This is a genomic window from Micromonospora echinaurantiaca, assembly GCF_900090235.1.
Lineage (GTDB): Bacteria > Actinomycetota > Actinomycetes > Mycobacteriales > Micromonosporaceae > Micromonospora > Micromonospora echinaurantiaca.
The window spans coordinates 5,263,052-5,281,166 of the sequence record NZ_LT607750.1; the positions used below are offsets into that span (position 1 = coordinate 5,263,052).

General features: G+C 73.7%; 14 protein-coding genes. 5 read left to right on the forward strand and 9 right to left on the reverse strand.

Annotated features, from left to right (window positions below; all coding sequences use genetic code 11):
- Positions 1-32: 32 nt before the first annotated feature.
- Positions 33-515: a WapI family immunity protein gene (locus GA0070609_RS23640; RefSeq protein WP_088995810.1), complete on the reverse strand. Its 483-nt coding sequence runs from the start codon at positions 513-515 to the stop codon at positions 33-35.
- 136 nt (positions 516-651) lie between these two features.
- Here GA0070609_RS23640 and GA0070609_RS23645 point away from each other — a divergent pair, with 136 nt between their 5' ends.
- A complete protein-coding gene (locus GA0070609_RS23645) occupies positions 652-1,248 on the forward strand; it encodes a hypothetical protein (protein WP_088995811.1) in 597 nt (198 codons plus the stop codon).
- Between the two features lie 48 nt (positions 1,249-1,296).
- On the opposite strand, the gene GA0070609_RS23650 is transcribed toward GA0070609_RS23645, so the two are convergent.
- A complete protein-coding gene (locus tag GA0070609_RS23650) occupies positions 1,297-2,463 on the reverse strand; it encodes a hypothetical protein (protein ID WP_088995812.1) in 1,167 nt (388 codons plus the stop codon).
- A 414-nt stretch (positions 2,464-2,877) separates the two neighbouring features.
- Here GA0070609_RS23650 and GA0070609_RS23655 point away from each other — a divergent pair, with 414 nt between their 5' ends.
- Positions 2,878-5,151, forward strand: coding sequence for a helix-turn-helix domain-containing protein (locus GA0070609_RS23655; protein ID WP_088995813.1), 2,274 nt, complete (start codon positions 2,878-2,880; stop codon positions 5,149-5,151).
- A 46-nt stretch (positions 5,152-5,197) separates the two neighbouring features.
- Here the strand turns inward: GA0070609_RS23655 and GA0070609_RS23660 are convergent, their stop codons facing one another.
- The 3 genes from GA0070609_RS23660 to GA0070609_RS23670 form a co-directional block, all read right to left on the reverse strand.
- Entirely contained in the window at positions 5,198-8,329 is a 3,132-nt protein-coding gene (locus GA0070609_RS23660) for a S8 family serine peptidase (protein WP_157748285.1), read from the reverse strand.
- 622 nt (positions 8,330-8,951) lie between these two features.
- Complete coding sequence (locus tag GA0070609_RS23665) at positions 8,952-11,294, reverse strand: acylase (protein WP_088997929.1); 2,343 nt, start codon at positions 11,292-11,294, stop codon at positions 8,952-8,954.
- Between the two features lie 182 nt (positions 11,295-11,476).
- Positions 11,477-12,220, reverse strand: a complete 744-nt coding sequence (locus GA0070609_RS23670; protein ID WP_088995815.1) for an MBL fold metallo-hydrolase — start codon at positions 12,218-12,220, stop codon at positions 11,477-11,479.
- A gap of 170 nt (positions 12,221-12,390) precedes the next feature.
- Here GA0070609_RS23670 and GA0070609_RS23675 point away from each other — a divergent pair, with 170 nt between their 5' ends.
- A complete protein-coding gene (locus tag GA0070609_RS23675; protein WP_231928399.1) occupies positions 12,391-13,944 on the forward strand; it encodes a gluconokinase in 1,554 nt (517 codons plus the stop codon).
- A gap of 27 nt (positions 13,945-13,971) precedes the next feature.
- Here the strand turns inward: GA0070609_RS23675 and GA0070609_RS23680 are convergent, their stop codons facing one another.
- Entirely contained in the window at positions 13,972-14,532 is a 561-nt protein-coding gene (locus GA0070609_RS23680; RefSeq protein WP_088995816.1) for a TetR/AcrR family transcriptional regulator, read from the reverse strand.
- 88 nt (positions 14,533-14,620) lie between these two features.
- On the opposite strand from GA0070609_RS23680, the gene GA0070609_RS23685 reads away from it, so the two are divergent.
- Together GA0070609_RS23685 and GA0070609_RS23690 are read left to right on the forward strand one after the other, a co-directional pair.
- Positions 14,621-15,490, forward strand: coding sequence for an alpha/beta fold hydrolase (locus tag GA0070609_RS23685; protein ID WP_088995817.1), 870 nt, complete (start codon positions 14,621-14,623; stop codon positions 15,488-15,490).
- Positions 15,491-15,494: 4 nt separating this feature from the next.
- Complete coding sequence (locus GA0070609_RS23690) at positions 15,495-15,995, forward strand: HPP family protein (protein WP_088995818.1); 501 nt, start codon at positions 15,495-15,497, stop codon at positions 15,993-15,995.
- Positions 15,996-16,043: 48 nt separating this feature from the next.
- On the opposite strand, the gene GA0070609_RS23695 is transcribed toward GA0070609_RS23690, so the two are convergent.
- The 3 genes from GA0070609_RS23695 to GA0070609_RS23705 all read right to left on the reverse strand — a co-directional run bounded on the left by GA0070609_RS23695 (position 16,044) and on the right by GA0070609_RS23705 (position 18,049).
- Positions 16,044-16,328, reverse strand: a complete 285-nt coding sequence (locus tag GA0070609_RS23695) for a putative quinol monooxygenase (protein ID WP_088995819.1) — start codon at positions 16,326-16,328, stop codon at positions 16,044-16,046.
- Positions 16,329-16,444: 116 nt separating this feature from the next.
- On the reverse strand, positions 16,445-17,191 hold the full coding sequence (locus GA0070609_RS23700) for a hypothetical protein (RefSeq protein WP_088995820.1): 747 nt from the start codon (positions 17,189-17,191) through the stop codon (positions 16,445-16,447).
- A gap of 99 nt (positions 17,192-17,290) precedes the next feature.
- Positions 17,291-18,049, reverse strand: a complete 759-nt coding sequence (locus tag GA0070609_RS23705; protein WP_088995821.1) for a MerR family transcriptional regulator — start codon at positions 18,047-18,049, stop codon at positions 17,291-17,293.
- Positions 18,050-18,115 lie beyond the last annotated feature (66 nt).

The window sequence follows — 18,115 nt, forward strand, 5'->3', positions numbered from 1 at the left end:
GGCCCGGCGGCCGTCGAGTGGGTCGCCGGGGGCTACGACACGACCCGCCGGGGGTACGCCTCGACCTCCCCCGCCCACTGCTCGGCGGCCGTGGCCAGCGCGTCGGCCGAGACCGTCAGCGCCAGCGGATACACCGCGCTGAGCGGGCGTCGCGGCATCCACGGGGGCAGCGACTCGTAGGAGAACTCGACCACCAGTTCCACCCGCCGGCGCCGGATGACCCGGCTCCGGAAGGTCAGGTTCGGCTCGGTGAACCGCACCACCGCCGGCGGCGCCCCCGGAGTCAGCGCGGACTCGGCCCGCCACCGCAGCCAGCCGGTCAGCGCCGCCGCCTCGGCCACGGTCAGGCAGGGCTCCAGGTGCGACCACGCCTGCCCGTCAGCGGTACGGGCGTCCGTCTCCACGAGCAGCCAGTCGTCCCAGCCCTCGGCGGGGTGGACCGGCGGCTCGACGCCCGGCTGGTAGCCGACCGGGCGGATCCTCACCCGGGCGCCGTCGTCGGAGCGGATCTCCATCCGCCCATCATTCCGGACATCAGGGCCGATTCGGAGCGAATTACCGGGGCCGGGCCATCCCCTGCGGAACCCGGGTCCGGGGCCGGTACGGGAAGACCCCGATGCCGCTGGACGGTGGCCCGGCGAGGCTGGGGACATGACGACCGTCCACCCCCGGACCTCCGCGAACCTCGTCCCGACCGCCGCCCTCGGCGCGCCGGCGCTCCTGCTCCTCTACGGCCTGCTGCGGCTGGTCGACGGGCTGGACGGCCACCGGGGGCCGGGCTGGGCGTGGAACCTCGGGCACACCTTCTTCCTGGTGGCGTTCGTGCTCTTCGCCGTACTCCTGGTCGGGCTGCGGCGGCTGCTGCGCGCCGCCGCGCCCCGGCAGCGGGCACTCACCATGGTCGCGACCACGCTGGGGCTGGCCGGCGCCGCCGGATTCCTCTGGGTGATCCTCGGCGACCTGTTCCCCCGACTCTCCGACGCCGCGCCGCTGCCGGACCCCGCGATGGCGCTCGGGCCGCTGCTGTTCCAGGTCGGCATCCTCACCCTGCTGGTGCAGGCGGCCACCACCCGGCCCCGGCTGCTGCCGGCCTGGAGCCCGGCGCTGGTGCTGCTCGGCTTCCTGCCGATCGCGGTGAACCTCGACCTGCTGCCGTTGGGCGCCGCGCTGATCCTCGTCGGCCTGCTGCCCCTGCACCGGCTGACCGAGCATCACCCGGCCGAGCGTGACACCGGAGAGTCATCCTGATGCCTCCGCGCCATCCCGCCCGAGGGGAGAACGCGGGCCGGCGGCCGCTCAGGTCCAGACGGTACGGCGCACCCCCCGGTGCTCCGCGCAGGCGTCGCGCTGCCCGCCGGTCAGGCTGACCGCGCCGTCCCGGCACTGCACCAGGTAGCCCCGCCCGGCCCAGAACTGCGGTGTGCAGTCGAACCAGTCGCAGATCTCGGCGTCCGGCTTGCGGATCCGGTAGCCGCCGCAGAAGTCGTACCCCATCGGGTTGGCCGGCGCGCCGCAGAGCCGCTCCCCGGACGTCGTCTTCGACGGCGCCGGCGTGGGTGGCGTGCTGCTGCGTTTCGGCTTCGGCTTCGCCGTCGGCGTGGGTCTGGCCACGGCGATCGGCGGCACCGACGGGCCGAGCCGCGGCACGGCGGTCGGCGCGGGGGTGGCCGCGGCCGCCACCTCGCGGCGGGTCGGGTCCGACGGGTCCGACTCGATGAGCGCGGCGGGCACCAGCACGGCGATGGCCGCCGCGACCGCCACGGTACGCCGGCCGCCGGGCAGCATCGCGCTGCGCCGGGCCTGCCCCGGCGTGGCGATGCCCGGCCGGATCGGCTTGAGCTGCGCGTGCTCGGCGATCAGCTCGTCGAGTTGGGCGATGACGGCGTCGCGCTGCTCGATGGCGTCGGCGAAGGCCAGGGTCAGCTTGAACCGGAAGTCCGCGGCGGCGTCGACGGGCAGCATCAGCCCGGAGGTGCGCCGGCGGTCCAGCACCTGCATCAGCGTCACCGGGGCCGCCGGGTCGTGGGCCAGGCCGGTCATCCGGCCGTACGCCCAGTCGCGCCTGCCGCGTCCGCCGAGCAGCACCAGCCGCCGGTTGGTGATCACCGCCATGCCCGCGTCGGCGATCCGCACCCCGTCGGGGCGGCGGGGCCGCAGCGGCGCGGCGTCGACGGCGACCGTCAGGTCGGGGGCCGGGAGCACGCTGGTGTGCCGGACCTCGACCAGTTGCGCGGCGGGCAGCGCCCAGAGGACCACCTCGCCGGGGCCGAGCTCCAGCGGCAGCCCGGCGCCGGCTGCGGCCGACCCCTGGAACTCCTCGGCGAGGGTACGCAGTCGCCGCAGTTCGTCGTCGCGTCGCCGCCAGGCGGCCTCGGCACCGCGATGCGACCGCAGCCGCCGCTCGTTCTGCCGGTGCGCCCACCGGTACCGCCAGGTGGAACCCGTCGAATCAGTCCTCGCCACGCCGACTCCTTCGCCGCGCAGACAACCAACCGGGGTGTCACAGGTGTTAACTCCGGCGGCGTCCGGCGTGGACACGCCACATCGGGCGAATCACCCGATCGGCTGAGCAAACCGAACCATTGGGAGGTTCTGCGCCGCGATTTCACATTTCCCGGCCGACCCGCCCACGCTCCGGCGTCAGGGCGGGTCGACGGCGTCGGCGGAACGTCCCCGCAGCACCGGCCGGGTACGATCACCGGCATGCAGACGGAGCCTCCGGCATCGCTTGCGCCGGCGGCGTGGAAGCGCTCCCGCTCGCGCTCGGCTCTGCCGAGGCGCACCGCGACCTGCTCCGATCGGCTCACCCGTGGCCGCTGACCCGCCGGCACCCAGCCGTCGCGTCCGGCGGCACCGCCTGTCCGGCCTGACCGTCCGATGACCGAGCCGAACCGATTCGGCCTGCTGCTGCGGCGGCACCGCGGCGAGGTTGGATTGACGATCGAGGAGTTGTCCGCGGCCTCGCGGGTGAGCGTCCGGGCGATCAGCGACATGGAACGCGGGCGGAGCCGGGTACCGCAGCGGCGCACCGTCGAGGCGTTGGTACAGGCGCTGGGCCTGCCGGACGGTGCGGCCACCGCACTGCGGGAGAGCGCGCGCGCCGGCCGCCAGGCCACGTGGCCGGCGCCGGCGTTGGCGCCGCCGCGGATCGTCGCCGACTTCACCGGCCGGGATCGCGAGCTGCGCTGGTTGGGCGACCTCGTCACGCTCAGCGCCGAACCGCCCGACCAGCAGCGCCCTCCGGTGGTCGCAGTGGTGTCCGGGCCGGCCGGCCTGGGCAAGACCGCGCTCATGCTGCAGGCCGCGGCCCGGTACGCCAGGTCCTTTCCGGACGGCGTGCACTTTCTCGACCTGCGCGGCCTGGATGATGATCCGCCACGTCCAGGCGACCTGCTGCTGCGCCTGCTGACCGCGCTCGGCGTGGAGGAGACCCGGGTGCCCGGCGACGAGGACGCCCGAAGTGCCCAGTACCGGGCCGTGCTGCGCGAGCGGCGCTGCCTGCTGCTGCTCGACAACGCCGCCGACGAGACGCAGGTGCGCCCGCTCCTGCCGGGCACCGGGAGCACGATGACGATCGTCACCAGCCGGCGCGGCCTGGCCGGCCTGGAAGCGGTCGACCGGCTCGCCCTCGCGGCGCTGCCCAGAGGCGAGGCCGTCGCGCTGCTGCAACGGATCATCGGACCGGAACGATCCGCCGCCGAGCCGGACACCACGCTGTCCGGCCTCGCCCACGCCTGCGGAAACCTGCCGCTGGCGCTGCGGATCGCCGGCAACCGACTGCTCAGCCGCCCGGACTGGAGTATCGAGTACCTGGTGCGCCGGCTGGCCGGCCAGGACGACCGGCTCGATCTGCTGGTTGCCGGAGACCTTCAGATCGCGGCGCCGTTCATGCTCTCCTACCGGCAACTGTCCGCCGCCGCCGCCCGTACGTTCCGCCGGCTGTCGCTGCTGCCCGGCCCGGACGCCGGGCTGGACCTGGCCGCCCAGGCGGCCGGCCTGAGTGTCCGGGAAACCGAGGTGGCCCTGGAGGAGTTGGCCGAGCTCGGCCTGCTTCAGCCGGCCACTGACGGTCGTTACCGCTTCCACGACCTCATCAGGTTGTTCGCCCGGGCCCGGTTGGCCGCGGAGGAGACCACGGCGGAGCGGCGGCACGCCGCGGACCGGGTGGTCACCTGGTTGCTCGCCACCGCGGTCGCCGCCGGACGGTGGTTCGAGCCGGAGCACGCGGCCGAGAGGCGGAGCGGACCAGCCTCGGCCGAGGAGGCCAGCCGCTGGATCGAGCAGGAGAGCCTGAACTGGCTCGGCGCGCTGCGGGCCGCCTCCGCCGCGGGCCGGCACGCCGAGGTGATGGCGGTCGCGGACGCCATGCACTGGTTCTCCGACCGGTGGACGCACTGGGAGCACTGGCTGGAGGTGTTCCAGCTGTCGGCGGCCTCGGCTGAGGTGCTCGGCGACCCCCGCGACCAGGCGGTCCACCTGAACTACGTCTCCTGGGCGTACACCACCTGCGCCCTGCGTCCCGACCTGGCCGAGGCGCCGGCGCGGGAAGCGCTGCGGCTCGCCGGCCTGGCGGGTGACCTCAGCCAGCAGGGGTGGGCCTGGCTCTACCTGGGATTCGCGGCCCGGCGCCGCGGCGATGCCAACGAGGCGCAGGCGGCGGCCCGGCAGTCGCTGCCGCTGTTCGACGCCGCGGCGGACTGGGACGGCTACGCGCAGGCACTGTCGCTGCTGGCCGGCAGCCTCGCCCAGGCGGGCCGGCATCGGGACGCCCTCGAGCAGTACCGGCGGCTGGAGCTGATCCTGGCGGATCCACGCCGGGCACCGTCCCCGACGGTCAGCGGGGTGACCGCCGGGCACCTCCACCTGAATGTCGGCCAGAGCCTGCTGGCCCTGCGGCGGTGGGCACCGGCCGCCGCCAGCTTCCGGGTGGCGCTGCCGGTGCTGCAGCGTTCGGGGGTGCGGCAGAGCGAGGCGCGCTGCCGGCTCGGGCTGGGCACCGCCCTCATGCGGTTGGGTCGGGCGGAGGAGGCCCGGGGGCAACTGCGACGCGTCGTGCGGATCGCCCGGCGGGTCGGGCCGGTGGACCTGGTGGACCAGGCCCTCGGCCGGCTCGCCGAACTCGACTCGACAGCCGGCCGTCGGGTGTCCTGAGCAGCGGGGCCGGGCGGTCGCCGCCCGGCCCCGCACGCCCGCACCGTTACCTGAGCTGGTAGGCCCGGTAGACGGTGGTGGTGACCATGTTCCCCTTGCTGTCCTCAGCGGTGGCGCGCAGCGACACGAAGCCCGACGTCGCCTTCGGGTGGGAGACCGCAGCGGTGTACTGCCCCCGCTTCTCCGTGGTCGGAACCGCCACCCAGGTGCGGCCGTCGTCGTACGACACCGACACCCTCGCCGACGTCACCCGCCCCGCGGTCTCCTCTTGGGCGAACGTCAGGGGGATGTTCAGCCTGCTGCCGGCCTGGGCGGTGTTGTCCAGCGCCAACGCCGGCCGGAACCCGATCGAGGTCAGCGGCAGCGCCCCCGCCTGGTCGGCGGAGCTGGTGAAGGTCCACTCCGTGTCCATGCGGCGGGCCAGCCGGTACGGCTCCGGCAGGTCGAACGCGTACCGCATCCGGTAGGTGGTCGGCTCGGCGGCCACCTCCCAGTTGCCGTACAGGTAGTCGTACTCGCCCACCAGCGTGTCGCCCTTGTGCAGGGTGACGTGGTGGTTGGTCATCGAGTACGGCAGGCCCACGTGGCCGGCCCCGTCCGTGTAGCCGTTGAAGGTGGCCCGCACGGTGTTGCCCTGCCGTACCGCGACCGGCGAGCCGGGATACACCGGGATCAGGGTGGTGTTGAGCGCCGCGCCGTTCCAGCGCTCGGTGTAGTCGCGGCCGGCCCGGTAACCGGCGTCCTGAGTCTGTGCCAGGTCGAGGATCCACAGGTCGTCCGCCGCGGTCTTCTCCAGAATGTGCGAGCGCCACGACACGTCGCCGTTGTAGAACTCGGTTCGCCGGCCGGGCGTCGCCACCGGCGGCAGCTGGCTGGTCAGCATGTACCCGGAGGACACGTCCGGGTCGGGGGTGCTGTTGCTGCGCCAGGCCACCACGCCGGTCGCGTTCTGCGCGTACTCGGCTCGGACCGTGGCCAACTCGCGCCGCGAGACGTGCTGGACCAGGCCGGTGATGAAGGAGCCCCGCACCCGCCAGCCCAGCTGGTAGACGTCCGGTGCCCTGCTCTTCTCGGCGGGGCCCTGGAAGACCGCGTGCACCTGGGTGGTCACGCCCGGCAGATCCGTCGGACCGACATCCGCGGTGAGGATCGTGTCCAGCTCACCGGAGACGGCGGCGTACGTCAGGATCGGATCGGCCGTGCGCTGCACCAGCACCGAGGCGTCGTACGGACGGGCTTGGCGGTCCGGGACGGTGATGTCGAGCGGCCGCGCCCTGCGCCCGTCGAGCACCACCTCCTGGTTTCCGTCGGCGACGACCTTGTTGTTGGTCAGCAACGCGACCGTGCCGTCGGCGTTCTCGATGTACGCCGAGACGTTCCAGGAGCTGTTCAGCGGCACCCGCACCGTCTGGCTCGCCGAGTAGAAGGTGTAGCTGGTGTAGTTCTCGGGATCGGGATTGACCATCTCGATCAGCACGGTGCCGGGTGCGTCGCCGTCCTTCCCGATGGCGGAGATCGTCACGCCCGCCGCCGGCTCCTCGTGGTAGACGCTGAACGGCGTCTGCACCTTGGCGTCACCGCCGGTGGCCACCAGGCGCCCGCTGTAGAGGCCGTACGAGGCACTGGCCCGCTCGGCCACGGTGACCTCGACGGTCGCGTCACCGTGAGCCGGAACGGTCAGGCTGCTCGCGCTCAGCGTCAACAGCCCGGCCGGCGCGTTGCCGTCCAGGGCCAGGTCGAGCGTCACCGGCTGGTCACCGCGGTTGTGGTAGGTCATGGTCCGGACGGTCGGGTCCTCGGTGTGCGGCCACTCGAGCACGCCGAGGCTCAGCGAAGCCGGCGTGACGGTGATCGGCTGCCCCAACGCCTTGGCCACGTCGACGAAGCCGGCGCCCTGCCCGAAGACGTCGTACGCCGGATTCGGTGACGCCGTCGCCATCAGCGCCTCCTTGACCTGGCTGGCCTTCCAGTCGGGGTGAGCCTGCGCCAGCAGGGCGGCGGCGCCGGCCACGTGCGGTGCCGCCATCGAGGTGCCGGTGGCGGCGAAGTACTGAGCCGTCGGCAGGTGACTGAGGGCACTCGGCGACCGGGCAGCCGTGATCTCGGTGCCGGGCCCCGCGATGTCCGGCTTGACGCCGAAGTCGCCGATCCGGGGGCCGCGCAGCGACGACCAGTTCAGCTCGCCGGCCTTGTCGAAGTTCGCCACCGACAGCGCCGCGTCGGCCGTCGACGGCGAGCCGACCCGGAACTGCCAGCCGTTGTAGTTGCCCGCAGCGACGACGAACAGGGTGCCGTACTCGGCGGTCAGGTCGTTGACGGCCGCCTCCAGCGGGTCGACGCCGATCGCGTCGGCGGTGCCGAGGCTCATGTTGACGATGTCGGCGCCGGATTCGGCCGCCCACTGCATGCCGGCCAGGATGGCCGAGTCGGAGCAGCTGCCCTGGCCTTCCACGTTCCAGCACACCTTGCCGTCCAGCAGGGTCGCGCCCGGAGCCACGCCCTTGTACTTGCCGCCCGAAGCGGCGCCGCTGCCGGCGAGCGTCGACGACACGTGGGTGCCGTGCCCGTTGAGGTCCACGCCGGTCTCGCGCTCGGGGACGAAGTTGTGCCGTCCCACCACCTTGCCGGCGAGGTCGGGGTGACTGTCGTCGATACCGCTGTCGAGCACCGCGACCTTCACGCCGGTGCCGTCGAACCCGGCCGCCCAGCCGGTCGGTGCGCCGATCATCGGCACGCTGGTGTCGAGCTTGGCCTTGCGGATGCCGTCGAGCCAGATCTTGCCGCCGGACAGCGACGTCCGCGTCGTCTGCCAGGTCTTCGCCAGCTCGGTGGTCGGCACCTTGGTGGCGAAGCCGTCGACCGCTTCCAGTTCCGGCCCGGTGGACAGGCCACGCACGGCGGTCGCGTCGGAGACAACCAGCGGCAGGTGCGTGAGCTTGTCGAAGTCGAACTCGAGCAGGGCGGTGACGTTGAACGGTCGCTCGTCCAGCCGGTCGGCCTTCAGCAGTGGGATGGCGTCGGACGGGATGACGTAGTCGGCCTTGTCCCGCTGGAGGCGTACGAAGTGGACGCCCGCACGGGGGGCGACGCTCACCTCCTTGCCGCGGACCGTGACCTGGTCGCCGGTGAACAGGGTCAGCTTCCGCGCGGGCTCCGGATCCTGGGCAACGGGAGCCACCGGAGCCGATGCTGCCGCGGGGTCTGCGGTGGCGGGCGCGACTCCGATGAACAGGGTCGCCAGCGTGGCGCCCAATGTGCCGTACGCCAGTAGACGGCGTTGTCGCATGGGGGTCCTCTCCACTTCGGTGCGTCGATCAGCGTGATCGCCTGAGTCAGGTGCCTGGGTGTTCGGGATGAGTTCATCCGCACGTTTCGTAGCGGCGGCAACGTCGTGCCACAACGGTTGCGCAGACGGTGGCGGCCACCGGGGTCGCCGACGTTCGCCCAGCTCAGAGCGAGGAGCCGAGAAGTGGCCTGTGACGTACGTCGCAGCGACGCACACAGCTTCCGCAGCAACTTCTGCCTGTTGTTCTGCCGGAGCCGGATCGAGCACGAGCATGCGTGTTCCGGTCCGCACGGCTCGCTGTGCCCGGCGCGGCGGTCGTCGTACGAGGCAGGACCGACGCCGTGGCAGGGTCGCCGGTCAGCTCGGGCTCACCGCCGCACGCGGTCCGCGGCGCTCGGCGGTCCGGGCTGCTGGCACACGTACGGTCGGAGCGGATCCAAACGGCAAGCCTGGCAACGCGTCGCGTCCATCGGTGCAGCGACCGACGGACGCGACGACGGGTGGGGTGACCGGCTCAGTGCCGGCGGCCCTCCGAGATCCGGTAGGTGCGCAGGTTCGGGTCGGCCCGCAGCTGCGCCTCGGTGTACTTGACGGTGTCCCAGCCCTTGCCCGAGTAGAGCCGGGTCTGGTCGGCGTACCAGGGCGAATTCGGGTTGGTCGACTGCGAGTAGGTGAGGATCTGCCGGCCGGACGGGCCGTTCGGGCCCAGTTCGACGGCCATCACGAAGGACGAGCCGTGCACCACCTTCGGGTAGCCGACCCCGGGGCGCAACGGGTTGATGATCATGTTGAAGATGCCGGCCTCGGCCGGTCCACCGTGGATCGGGATGCGCTGGTCGCCGCGCGGTTCGGTCTGCACGTCGCCGAGCCGGGCGTCCAGCGGGATGCCGGCGAGCCGGCGGACGGCGTCGGCGAGCGCCCGCAGCACCCTCGGGTCGGTACTGGCCAGCCGGGCCGGGGTCTGCACCGGGTCGGCGGCGTCGAACGCGTCGGCGAACCGGATGCCGCCGGCCAGGGCGAATTCGGTGAACAGGTGGGCGCCGCGGCTGTCGGTGTCGGCCCGCAGGTCCCAGCCCCGCAGCGCGGCACAGGCGTCCCGCAGGTCGACGGTGGTGCCGTCGGAGGCGGTCGCGGTCGGCTGGGCGGTGCAGAGCGCCACCAGGTCGTCGCGGACCAGTTCGCCGCCGTACGCGCGGTTGCCGAACACGGTCTGCCAGAGCCGGCCGGTGGTGAACCGGGTGCCCGGCAGGTCGTCGGTGCCGGTCAGGCGCCGCTGCACCTGGTCGAGGCCGAGCCGGGTACGCAGGCTGCGCTGGGTGCCCTCGTTGCCGATGATCCGCGGGTAGCCCTCCAGCGGGGCCTCCGGGTTGGCCAGCCAGTGGCTGTCGTTGGAGTTGGTCACGTAGTCGGTGCGGAACCGGACCGGCAGGTTCGCCGGGCCGAGGATGCCGGGCACCACCGCGTCCGGGTCGGCGCCGAGCGCGCACGCCGACCGGGAGCCGTCCAGGACGGCCTGGCCGCTGCTGGCGTAGAGCGGCTGGAACGGCGCCGGGATGCACGCGGCGGCGAGTTCGTCGGTGACCCGGGGCACCACCGAGTGGTCGGCGTAGAGCGCCTCGCCGCGGGCGTCGGCGGCGATCACGTTGACCCAGGGCAGGAACTGGTAGCGGTCCAGCACCCGCTTCAGGTCGCGGACCGTCTTCGCCCGGCCCATCTGCAACCAGCCGTCGAAGGCCCGGTTGTTGGTGGCGTTCACGTCGGTGACGGCGTACGCGGCCTCGGCCGTCCAGTCGAAGCTGCCGGGCACCACGACCACCGGCCCGTAGTGGGTGTCGTGGAAGGTGCGGCTGACCGGAATGGTGCCGCCGGCCGGGTTCGGCACCTGCACGGTGACCGTGCGGGTGGTCATCTTCCGCGGCCGACCGTCGACGTAGTAGGAGGTCGGGTCGCCGGGCACCAGGGCGAGCCGGTGCCAGACGAACCGGCGGGCGGTGGAGACGGTGTGGCTCCAGGCGAGGGTGCGGTTGTGCCCGATCTCCACGATCGGGTCGCCGATCAGCGCGGCGCCCTCCACGTCGTAGCGGCCGGGCACCTTGAGGTGCATCCGGTAGAACCGCTCCGCGCCGTCCCACGGGAAGTGCGGGTTGGCCAGCACCATCCCGCCGCGGTGGGTGGTGGCCCCGGCGCCCAGCCCGTACGCGTTGCTGCCGACCCCGGCCGGCGCCCCGTCGACGGCGGCGAGCACGGCGGCGGCGCCCGGCGCGTCCTGGGCGGCGGCCGGGCCGGTGGCGGTCGGTGGGGCGGCGGCGACGATGCCGTCGAGCAGCGCGCGCGAGCCGGCCCGGACCATGCTGGCCCAGGTGGTACGCCACAGGTCCAGTTCGGTCAGCGGGCGTACCCACGGCTTGGCCCGGCAGGCCGGGTCGGTGAGGTTCGCCGCGCCCCCGACCCGGCGCAGGTAGTGGTTGTAGCCGGCGACGAAGCCGCGGATCTGGTCGCGGACGTCGTCGGAGGGCGAGTGCACGCCGTCGCGCCGGCCGGTCAGCAGCCGCTCGACCGCGCGGTCCTCGATCGCCTTGCGGAAGAACAGGTCGCTGCGCACGTTGGCGTCGGTCGGGCCGCTCGCGCCGAACCAGCGGGACCGCTCGCCGCTGACCGTGACCACCTTCTCGGCGATGACGCAGAGGTTGTCCTCGGCCTGGACGTAGCCCACGCCGAAGCCGAGGCTGCCGAAGTTGTGCGCGGTGATGTGCGGGACGCCGTAGGACGCCCGGCGGATCTCGGCGGAGTAGCCCCGCCCGTCGCGCGGCTTGCCGGCGGCCGGCGCGCCGCCGACGGCCAGCCCGGACACGACCATGCCCAGGGCGGCCACCGCCGCGCCGAGGCGAAGAGCTGGACCGGTCACGCCATCCTCCCCCGCCGGACGTCATCGTCCAGAAACATCCACGTTGCTCGGCATTCTCACCCCGGCCGGCCCCTCGCGTACACCCCCCAACCGGCGGCCCCCGCCGAGTCACTGCTCAGGCGGGATACCAGGGATCAGGGAAGGTCCAGGACCAGGCCGGCGGCGGCGACGTCGGTCTCGCCGTCGTACCCGTCACCGGCGGCGGCGTGGGCGGCCGCCGGGTCGGTGCCCGGCCAGAGGTGGGTCAGCAGCAGGTAGCCGACGCCGACGGCCGCGGCCAGCCGGCCCATCTGCCGCGCGCTGGACAGATAGCGCCGCGAGTCCCCCGGCACCTCGTCGACGTAGGTCGCCTCGGCCAGCAGCAGGTCCGCGTCCCGGGCCAGCTTCGGCAGCACGGGGCTCGGGCCGGTGTCACCGGTGTAGGCGAGGACCCGGCCGCCCGCGGTCAGTCGTACGCCGGCGTTCGGCACCCAGTGCGGCAGCGGGAAGGTCTGGGCACGGAACGGGCCGATGTCGAGGCGGCCGCCGAGGGTGATCTCGTGCAGCGTGTAGGCGTCGGCCAGCATCCCGGGCCGGTCCAGCGCCAGCACCGCGTCGAGCGCGCCCGGCGGCGCGTACACCGGCAGTGGGGCCGGCGGGTCGTCGCGCAGCGCCCGCGCCCGCAGCAACGGGTTCAGGTCGGCGCAGTGGTCGGGGTGGCCGTGGCTGACGAACACGGCGTCGACCTGGTCCGCGTCGAGCCACTCCAGCAGCCGCGGCACGGTCGCGTAGCCGACGTCGACGAGCAGCCGGAATCCGTCATGTTCCACCAGGTAACCGCTGCACGCCTGGCCCGCCTCCGGCCACGCCCCGCACCCGCCGAGAACCCTGAGCCGCATGCCGGCACCCTAGCCGCCGGCCCGCCGGGCCGTCGCCGGCAATTCCGGCGGCCAGCGGGAGATCGCCCGGCCAACGGCCGCCGTCCGCTTTCGCCGTACGGGGTGGTCCGGCGCTCGGTAACGTCAGCCACAGCCGGTGAGGCCGGCGCGGGCGGAAGGGGTGAGCGCCGGTGACCGAGACGGGCGGCCGTCGCGACGCGATGATCGCCGTCGACATCGGCACCGCCAGCGCCAAGGTGGTCGCCTACGACACCCAGGGCCGCCAGCTCACCCAGTACGGGGTGCCGTATCCGTTGGACGAGCCGCAGCCCAGCTGGGCCGAACAGGATCCGCTGCGGATCCACGCGGCGGTACTGGAGGCGATCGGGGCGGTGGTGGTCGACCTGGGGCGGCCGGTGGCCGGGCTGGCGTTCAGCACCGCGATGCACAGCCTGATCGGGTTGGACGCCGACGGCGAGCCGATCACCCCGTCGATCATCTGGGCGGACGCCCGGGCCAGCCGGCAGGCCGAGCGGCTGCGCGCCGTACCGTCCGGGCTGGCCCTGCACCGGCGCACCGGCACCCCGGTGCACCCGATGGCGCCGCTGCCCAAGCTGCTCTGGCTGGCCGAGCAGGAGCCGCAGCTGTTCGGACGGGCCGCGTACTGGGTGGGGATCAAGGACTGGATCCTGCTGCGGCTCTGCGACGAGCTGGTCACCGACCACTCGGTCGCCTCCGGCACCGGGCTGATGGACATCCACCGGCTGGCCTGGGACCCCGAGGCGCTCGGCATCGCCGGCATCACCGAAGCGCAGCTGCCCCGGCTGGTCTCCACCACCGCCGTGCTGCCCGGCCTGACCGCCGAGGCGGCCGCGGCGACCGGGCTGCCCCGGCGTACGCCGGTGGTGGTCGGCGCCGGCGACGGGCCGCTGGCCAACCTGGGCCTCGGCGCGGTGGCCCCCGGGGTGATGGCCTGCTCGATCGGCACCAGCGCCGCGATGCGGGTGGTGGTGGAGCACCCCGGCGTGGACCCGCTCGGCGGGGTGTACTGCTACGCGCTGACCGAACGGCGCTGGGTGGTCGGCGGGGCGATCAACAACGGCGGGGTGGTGCTCGACTGGGCCGGTGACGCGCTCGCCCCGGAGCTGGGCGAGGACGCCGAGGAGGAGCTGATGGCGCTGGCCGCCCGCGCCCCGGTCGGCTCCGGCGGGTTGATCATGCTGCCGTACCTGCTCAGCGAGCGGGCCCCGCACTGGAGTGCGCTGCCGCGCGGCGCGTACGTGGGGCTGACCCGCGGCCACCGCCGGTCGCACCTGGTGCGGGCCGCGATCGAGGGGGTCTGCCAGCAGCTGGCGCTGGTGCTGGCGTCGGTGCGGGCCGCCGGCAACGAGGTGCACGAGGTCCGGGCCAGCGGCGGCTTCGCCCGCAGCGGCCTGTGGCGGCAGATCCTCGCCGACGTACTCGGCATGCCGGTGCGGTTCCCGGCCGGGCACGAGGGGTCCAGCCTCGGCGCGGCGCTGCTCGGCATGCAGGCGCTGGGTCAGATCGCCTCGGTCGACGTGGCCGCCGACCTGGTCCGGATCGAGGAGACCGTGCAGCCCGACGCGGCGGCGGCCGCCACGTACGCGACGCTGCTGCCGCTCTTCTCCGAGCTGTACGACGCGCTGGTTCCGACGTTCACCTCGCTGCGCCGGCTGGCACCGGGCCTGCCGCCCGAGCCCGTCCCCACCCCGCCACCGCTGTGAGCGGCTGGACGGGGGTGGCGACCGGCGTCAGGCCGACGCGTCGGCGTCGAGCAGCCGCTGGGCGGCCGCGCGGGCGTCGCGCGCCGGTTCCGGGCTGCCGACGATGGCCGCGGTGACCATCGCGCCGTTGGCCAGCACCAGCAGTTGGGCGGCGAGCGCCGGTGGCCGGCCGGCCGCGGCGACGAGGGCGGCGAGGTGGTCGGCGACCGCCTGCTTGTGGGTGCGGACGATGTCGGCCACGTTCGCCGACGCCGGGCCGAGTTCGGCGAACGAGTTGATGAACGCGCAGCCGCGGAAGTCGGGCTGGCCGAACCAGTCGTACAGGTAGTCGAAGACCGCCAGGACGCCCTCGGTCGGGGTCGGCCGGGCCGAGGTGTACGCCGAGATCTGCTCGCGGATCGCCAGGTCCCGGCGGCGCAGCACCGCCTCGACGAGGTGCTCCTTGGACGGGAAGAGCTGGTAGGTGCGCTTGAGCGAGACGCCGGAGGCCTGCCGGATGGCGTCCATGCCGACCGCCTGGATGCCGCGCTCGTAGAAGAGCGTGTCGGCCGCGTCGAGCAGGCGCGCCTCGGCCGTCGTGTGGTCCATGTCAAAGCCCCTTGCGCGGAGAACCGTCGTTCTCCTACGGTAGCAGCCAGCCGGAGAACGCCCGTTCTCTCGATGTCGAGGAGTCCCCGTGTCCCCCTTCGCCACCCGCCACCGCACCGTCGCCCTCGCCGGCCAGCAGGTCTTCTACCGCGAGGCCGGCGACCCGTCGCGGCCCACCCTGGTGCTGCTGCACGGCTTCCCCACCAGCTCGCACATGTTCCGGAACCTGATCCCCGCGCTGGCCGACGAGTACCACCTCATCGCGCCGGACCACATCGGATTCGGGCGGTCCTCGACGCCGCCCGTGGACCGGTTCGAGTACAGCTTCGAACGGCTCACCGAAATCACCGTGGCCCTGCTGGACACCCTGGGCATCGAACGCTTCGCCCTCTACCTGCACGACTACGGCGCGCCGATCGGGCTGCGCATCGCCAGCCGGAACCCGGACCGGGTCACCGGGCTGGTCGTGCAGAGCGGGAACGCCTACACCGACGGGTTCACGCCCTTCTGGGAGGTGCTCTTCGCGCACGCGAAGGACCGGGCGACCCACGAACCGGCGGTCCGCGAACTGCTGACCGCGGAGGCCACCCGCTGGCAGTACACCCACGGCGTGCCGGCCGACCGGCTGGACCGGATCGCCCCGGAGACCTGGACGCTCGACCAGGCCGGCCTGGACCGGCCGGGCAACAAGGAGATCCAGCTCCAGCTCTTCTGGGACTACCAGTTCAACCTGGACGCCTACCCCGACTTCCAGCGCTACTTCCGCCAGCACCAGCCGCCCACGCTGGTCACCTGGGGCCGCAACGACGAGATCTTCGGCGCCGCCGGGGCCGAGGCGTACGCCCGGGACCTGCCCGACGCCGCGATCCACCTGCTCGACACGGGCCACTTCGCGCTGGAGACGCACGGCGACGAGATCGCCGACCTGATCCGCGGCTTCCTGCGCCGGAACCGGTAGCCGGATGTCCGCCACCACCCTGCGCCCGCCGGCCACCGGCCGGCGGGCGGCCTGGGCCACCGCGCTGACCGCGGGCGCCATGCTGCTCGGCGCGACGGCCCTGCTGGGCGCCGTCGAGGCGGTGACCGGGCGGGACGTCTTCGCGCTGCCCTTCGTCGCCTCGGCGGCGGTGCTCGCCCTGGCGCCCGGCGCGCCGCTGGCCCGACCGGCGGCGGTGCTGCTCAGCTATCCGCCGTGCGCCCTCGTCGCGGTGGCGGTCACCGCTGTCGTCGGCCCGTCGGTCTGGACGGCCAGCGCGGCGGCGGGGGCGTCGGTCGTCACGATGCTGCTGCTGAGGGCGCCGCACGCACCGGCCGCGGTCTGCGCCGCCTTCATCGGCCTCACCGATCCGGGCATCGCCTATCCGCTGCACACCGTGCTGCCGGCGGTGCTGGTCGTGCTCGGCGCGGCCCTGCTCGCCGGGCGGCTGCTGCCCCGTTACGGCTACCCGCCGTCGCGGCACTGACGCGCCGGCTCCGGCCGGGCCCGCCGGGCGCCGCCCCGGTGGGCCCGGTCAGGGGGCCTCGACTGCCGAGATCCGGTACTTGTGCACCTCGGCGCCGCGGATCGCCGCCACCTGCGCCTCGGGTGGGCCGGAGCCGCGGAAGGCGAGCAGCCGCTCGTCGGACTCCCAGCGCTCGTAGACGTTGATCCGCCCCGGCTCGACCGGGTCGCCGCTGATCGCGAAGTCGACACAGCCCGGCGCGGAGCGCGCCTGCTGGATCGTCTCGACGCAGGACGCCAGGTAGGCGCCCCGCTCGGCCGGGTCGACGTAGAGGCTGCCGGCGACGATGAGCACAGTGGACCTCCCGGGTCGGTGGGCGACGACCTTGTGATACTCCCCCGGTGTGACGCTTCCGCGCGGCCGCCGCACCCGAACGGGTGACGCCGCCGTCGGCGTGCACGAGGAGCAGGTCAGGCGCCCGGGATGTTGGCCGGCGGGTCGTCCCGCACCAGCTCGGCGGCCGGCTGCTGCACCGACACCGGCAGGCCGAAGTCGGCGTACGTCAGGTCGAGCGACGCCGCCCGCCCCGGCTCGGCGGCCAACTCGATCCGGTAGCGGACCAGCCGGCCCCGCTCGTCCAGGGTGGCGGTGAACGGCACCGCCCCGGCCCGGTCGCCGAGCACGGCGCCGACCCCCTCGCCGAGCACGTCGGCGCTGTCGCGCAGGTCGAGGGTGCCGGCGTACTCGCGGTCGCCGGTCTGCCGCACCCCGCTCGGGGCGCGCAACGTGCTGGCCAGCCGGGTGTTGTCCAGGCCCCGGCCGCCGTCGACCGGCACGTGCCACCAGGTGCGGCCGTCCCACTCCGGCACCCGCCGGTCCGGGGCGCTCACCCGCACGTAGGCGTCCGTCCCGGTGACCAGCCGCTCCACCTTCACCTCGCCGGCGGGCACCTTCAGCGAGGTGGTCTCCAGGCCCCGCCGGGCGCGCGGGTCCCAGACCAGCACGGTGCCGTCCCCCTCCGCGCCGGAGCCGACGGTCAACCGGTAGGACTCCCGGTCGATCGCCGCGGCGGCGTCGACCAGCACGGCGGCCGGATCGGCGCCCGCCGCCGGCCGGTCGGCGGACGGCGACTCGGACCGGCCGAAGGCGGCCCAGCCGCCGACGACCGCGGTGGCGGCGAGGACGGCGCCGACGGCGACCAGCTTGCGACGGTTCACGGCGGCGCTCCTCGGGGAGTGTGCAAGCCCGCCGGTGGACACCGATCGACGCTCACGACAGTGCGGCCCGGCCAGCGTAGCCGGACCGCACCGCCGCGCTCACGCCCGGCTGATCGCGTTGGCGTGGATCGCCTCGCTCAGGTACGCCGTCAGTCCCGGCGCGATGGCCTCGTAGTGCGCGGTGAACCGCTCGTCGGCCAGGTACATGTCGGCCAACCCGGTGTGGATCTCGTACGAGCACTCGTAGAACGACCGGCTGATGAGCTGCCGGTGCTCCTCGGCCAGCTCCATCGCCTCCGGGCTGTCGGCCGGCGCGCCGGAGGACATCAGCGCCACGATCCGGCGGCCCCAGTCCTCGTTCTCCGCCTTGATCCGCAGCCAGTCCTCCTTCGTGTAGCGGGACACCCGCCGGTTCGACTCCCGGTACGCCTCGCTGCCGCCCCACCGCCGCTCCGCCTCCTCGGCGTGCGCGTCCGGGTCGACGTCGCCGAAGACCTCGAACCGCTCCTCAGGGGTCAGTTGGATGTTCATCTTGCTCGCCTCCATCGCGAACTCGATCGCCGTGACCATCTCCTGCAACCGCTTGATCCGTACGGTCAGCAGCTCGTGCTGGCGGCGCAGGTGCGCCGTCGGGCCACTCGCCGGGTCGCCGAGGATCGCGGCGATCTCCTCCAACGGGAACCCCAGCTCCCGGTAGTAGCGGATGTGCTGCAACCGCTCCAGGTCCGCGTCGTCGTAGCGGCGGTAACCGGTGCCGCTGCGACCACTGGACGAGAGCAGGCCGATCTCGTCGTAGTGGTGCAGCGTCCGCACGGTCACCCCGGCCAGCCTGGCCACCTGTCCCACCGTGTACGCCATGGTTTCCCTCCCTTCCGGAAACCAGGCTCCAGCCTGCCGTTACGTGAGGGTCAAGTCTGATTCTGC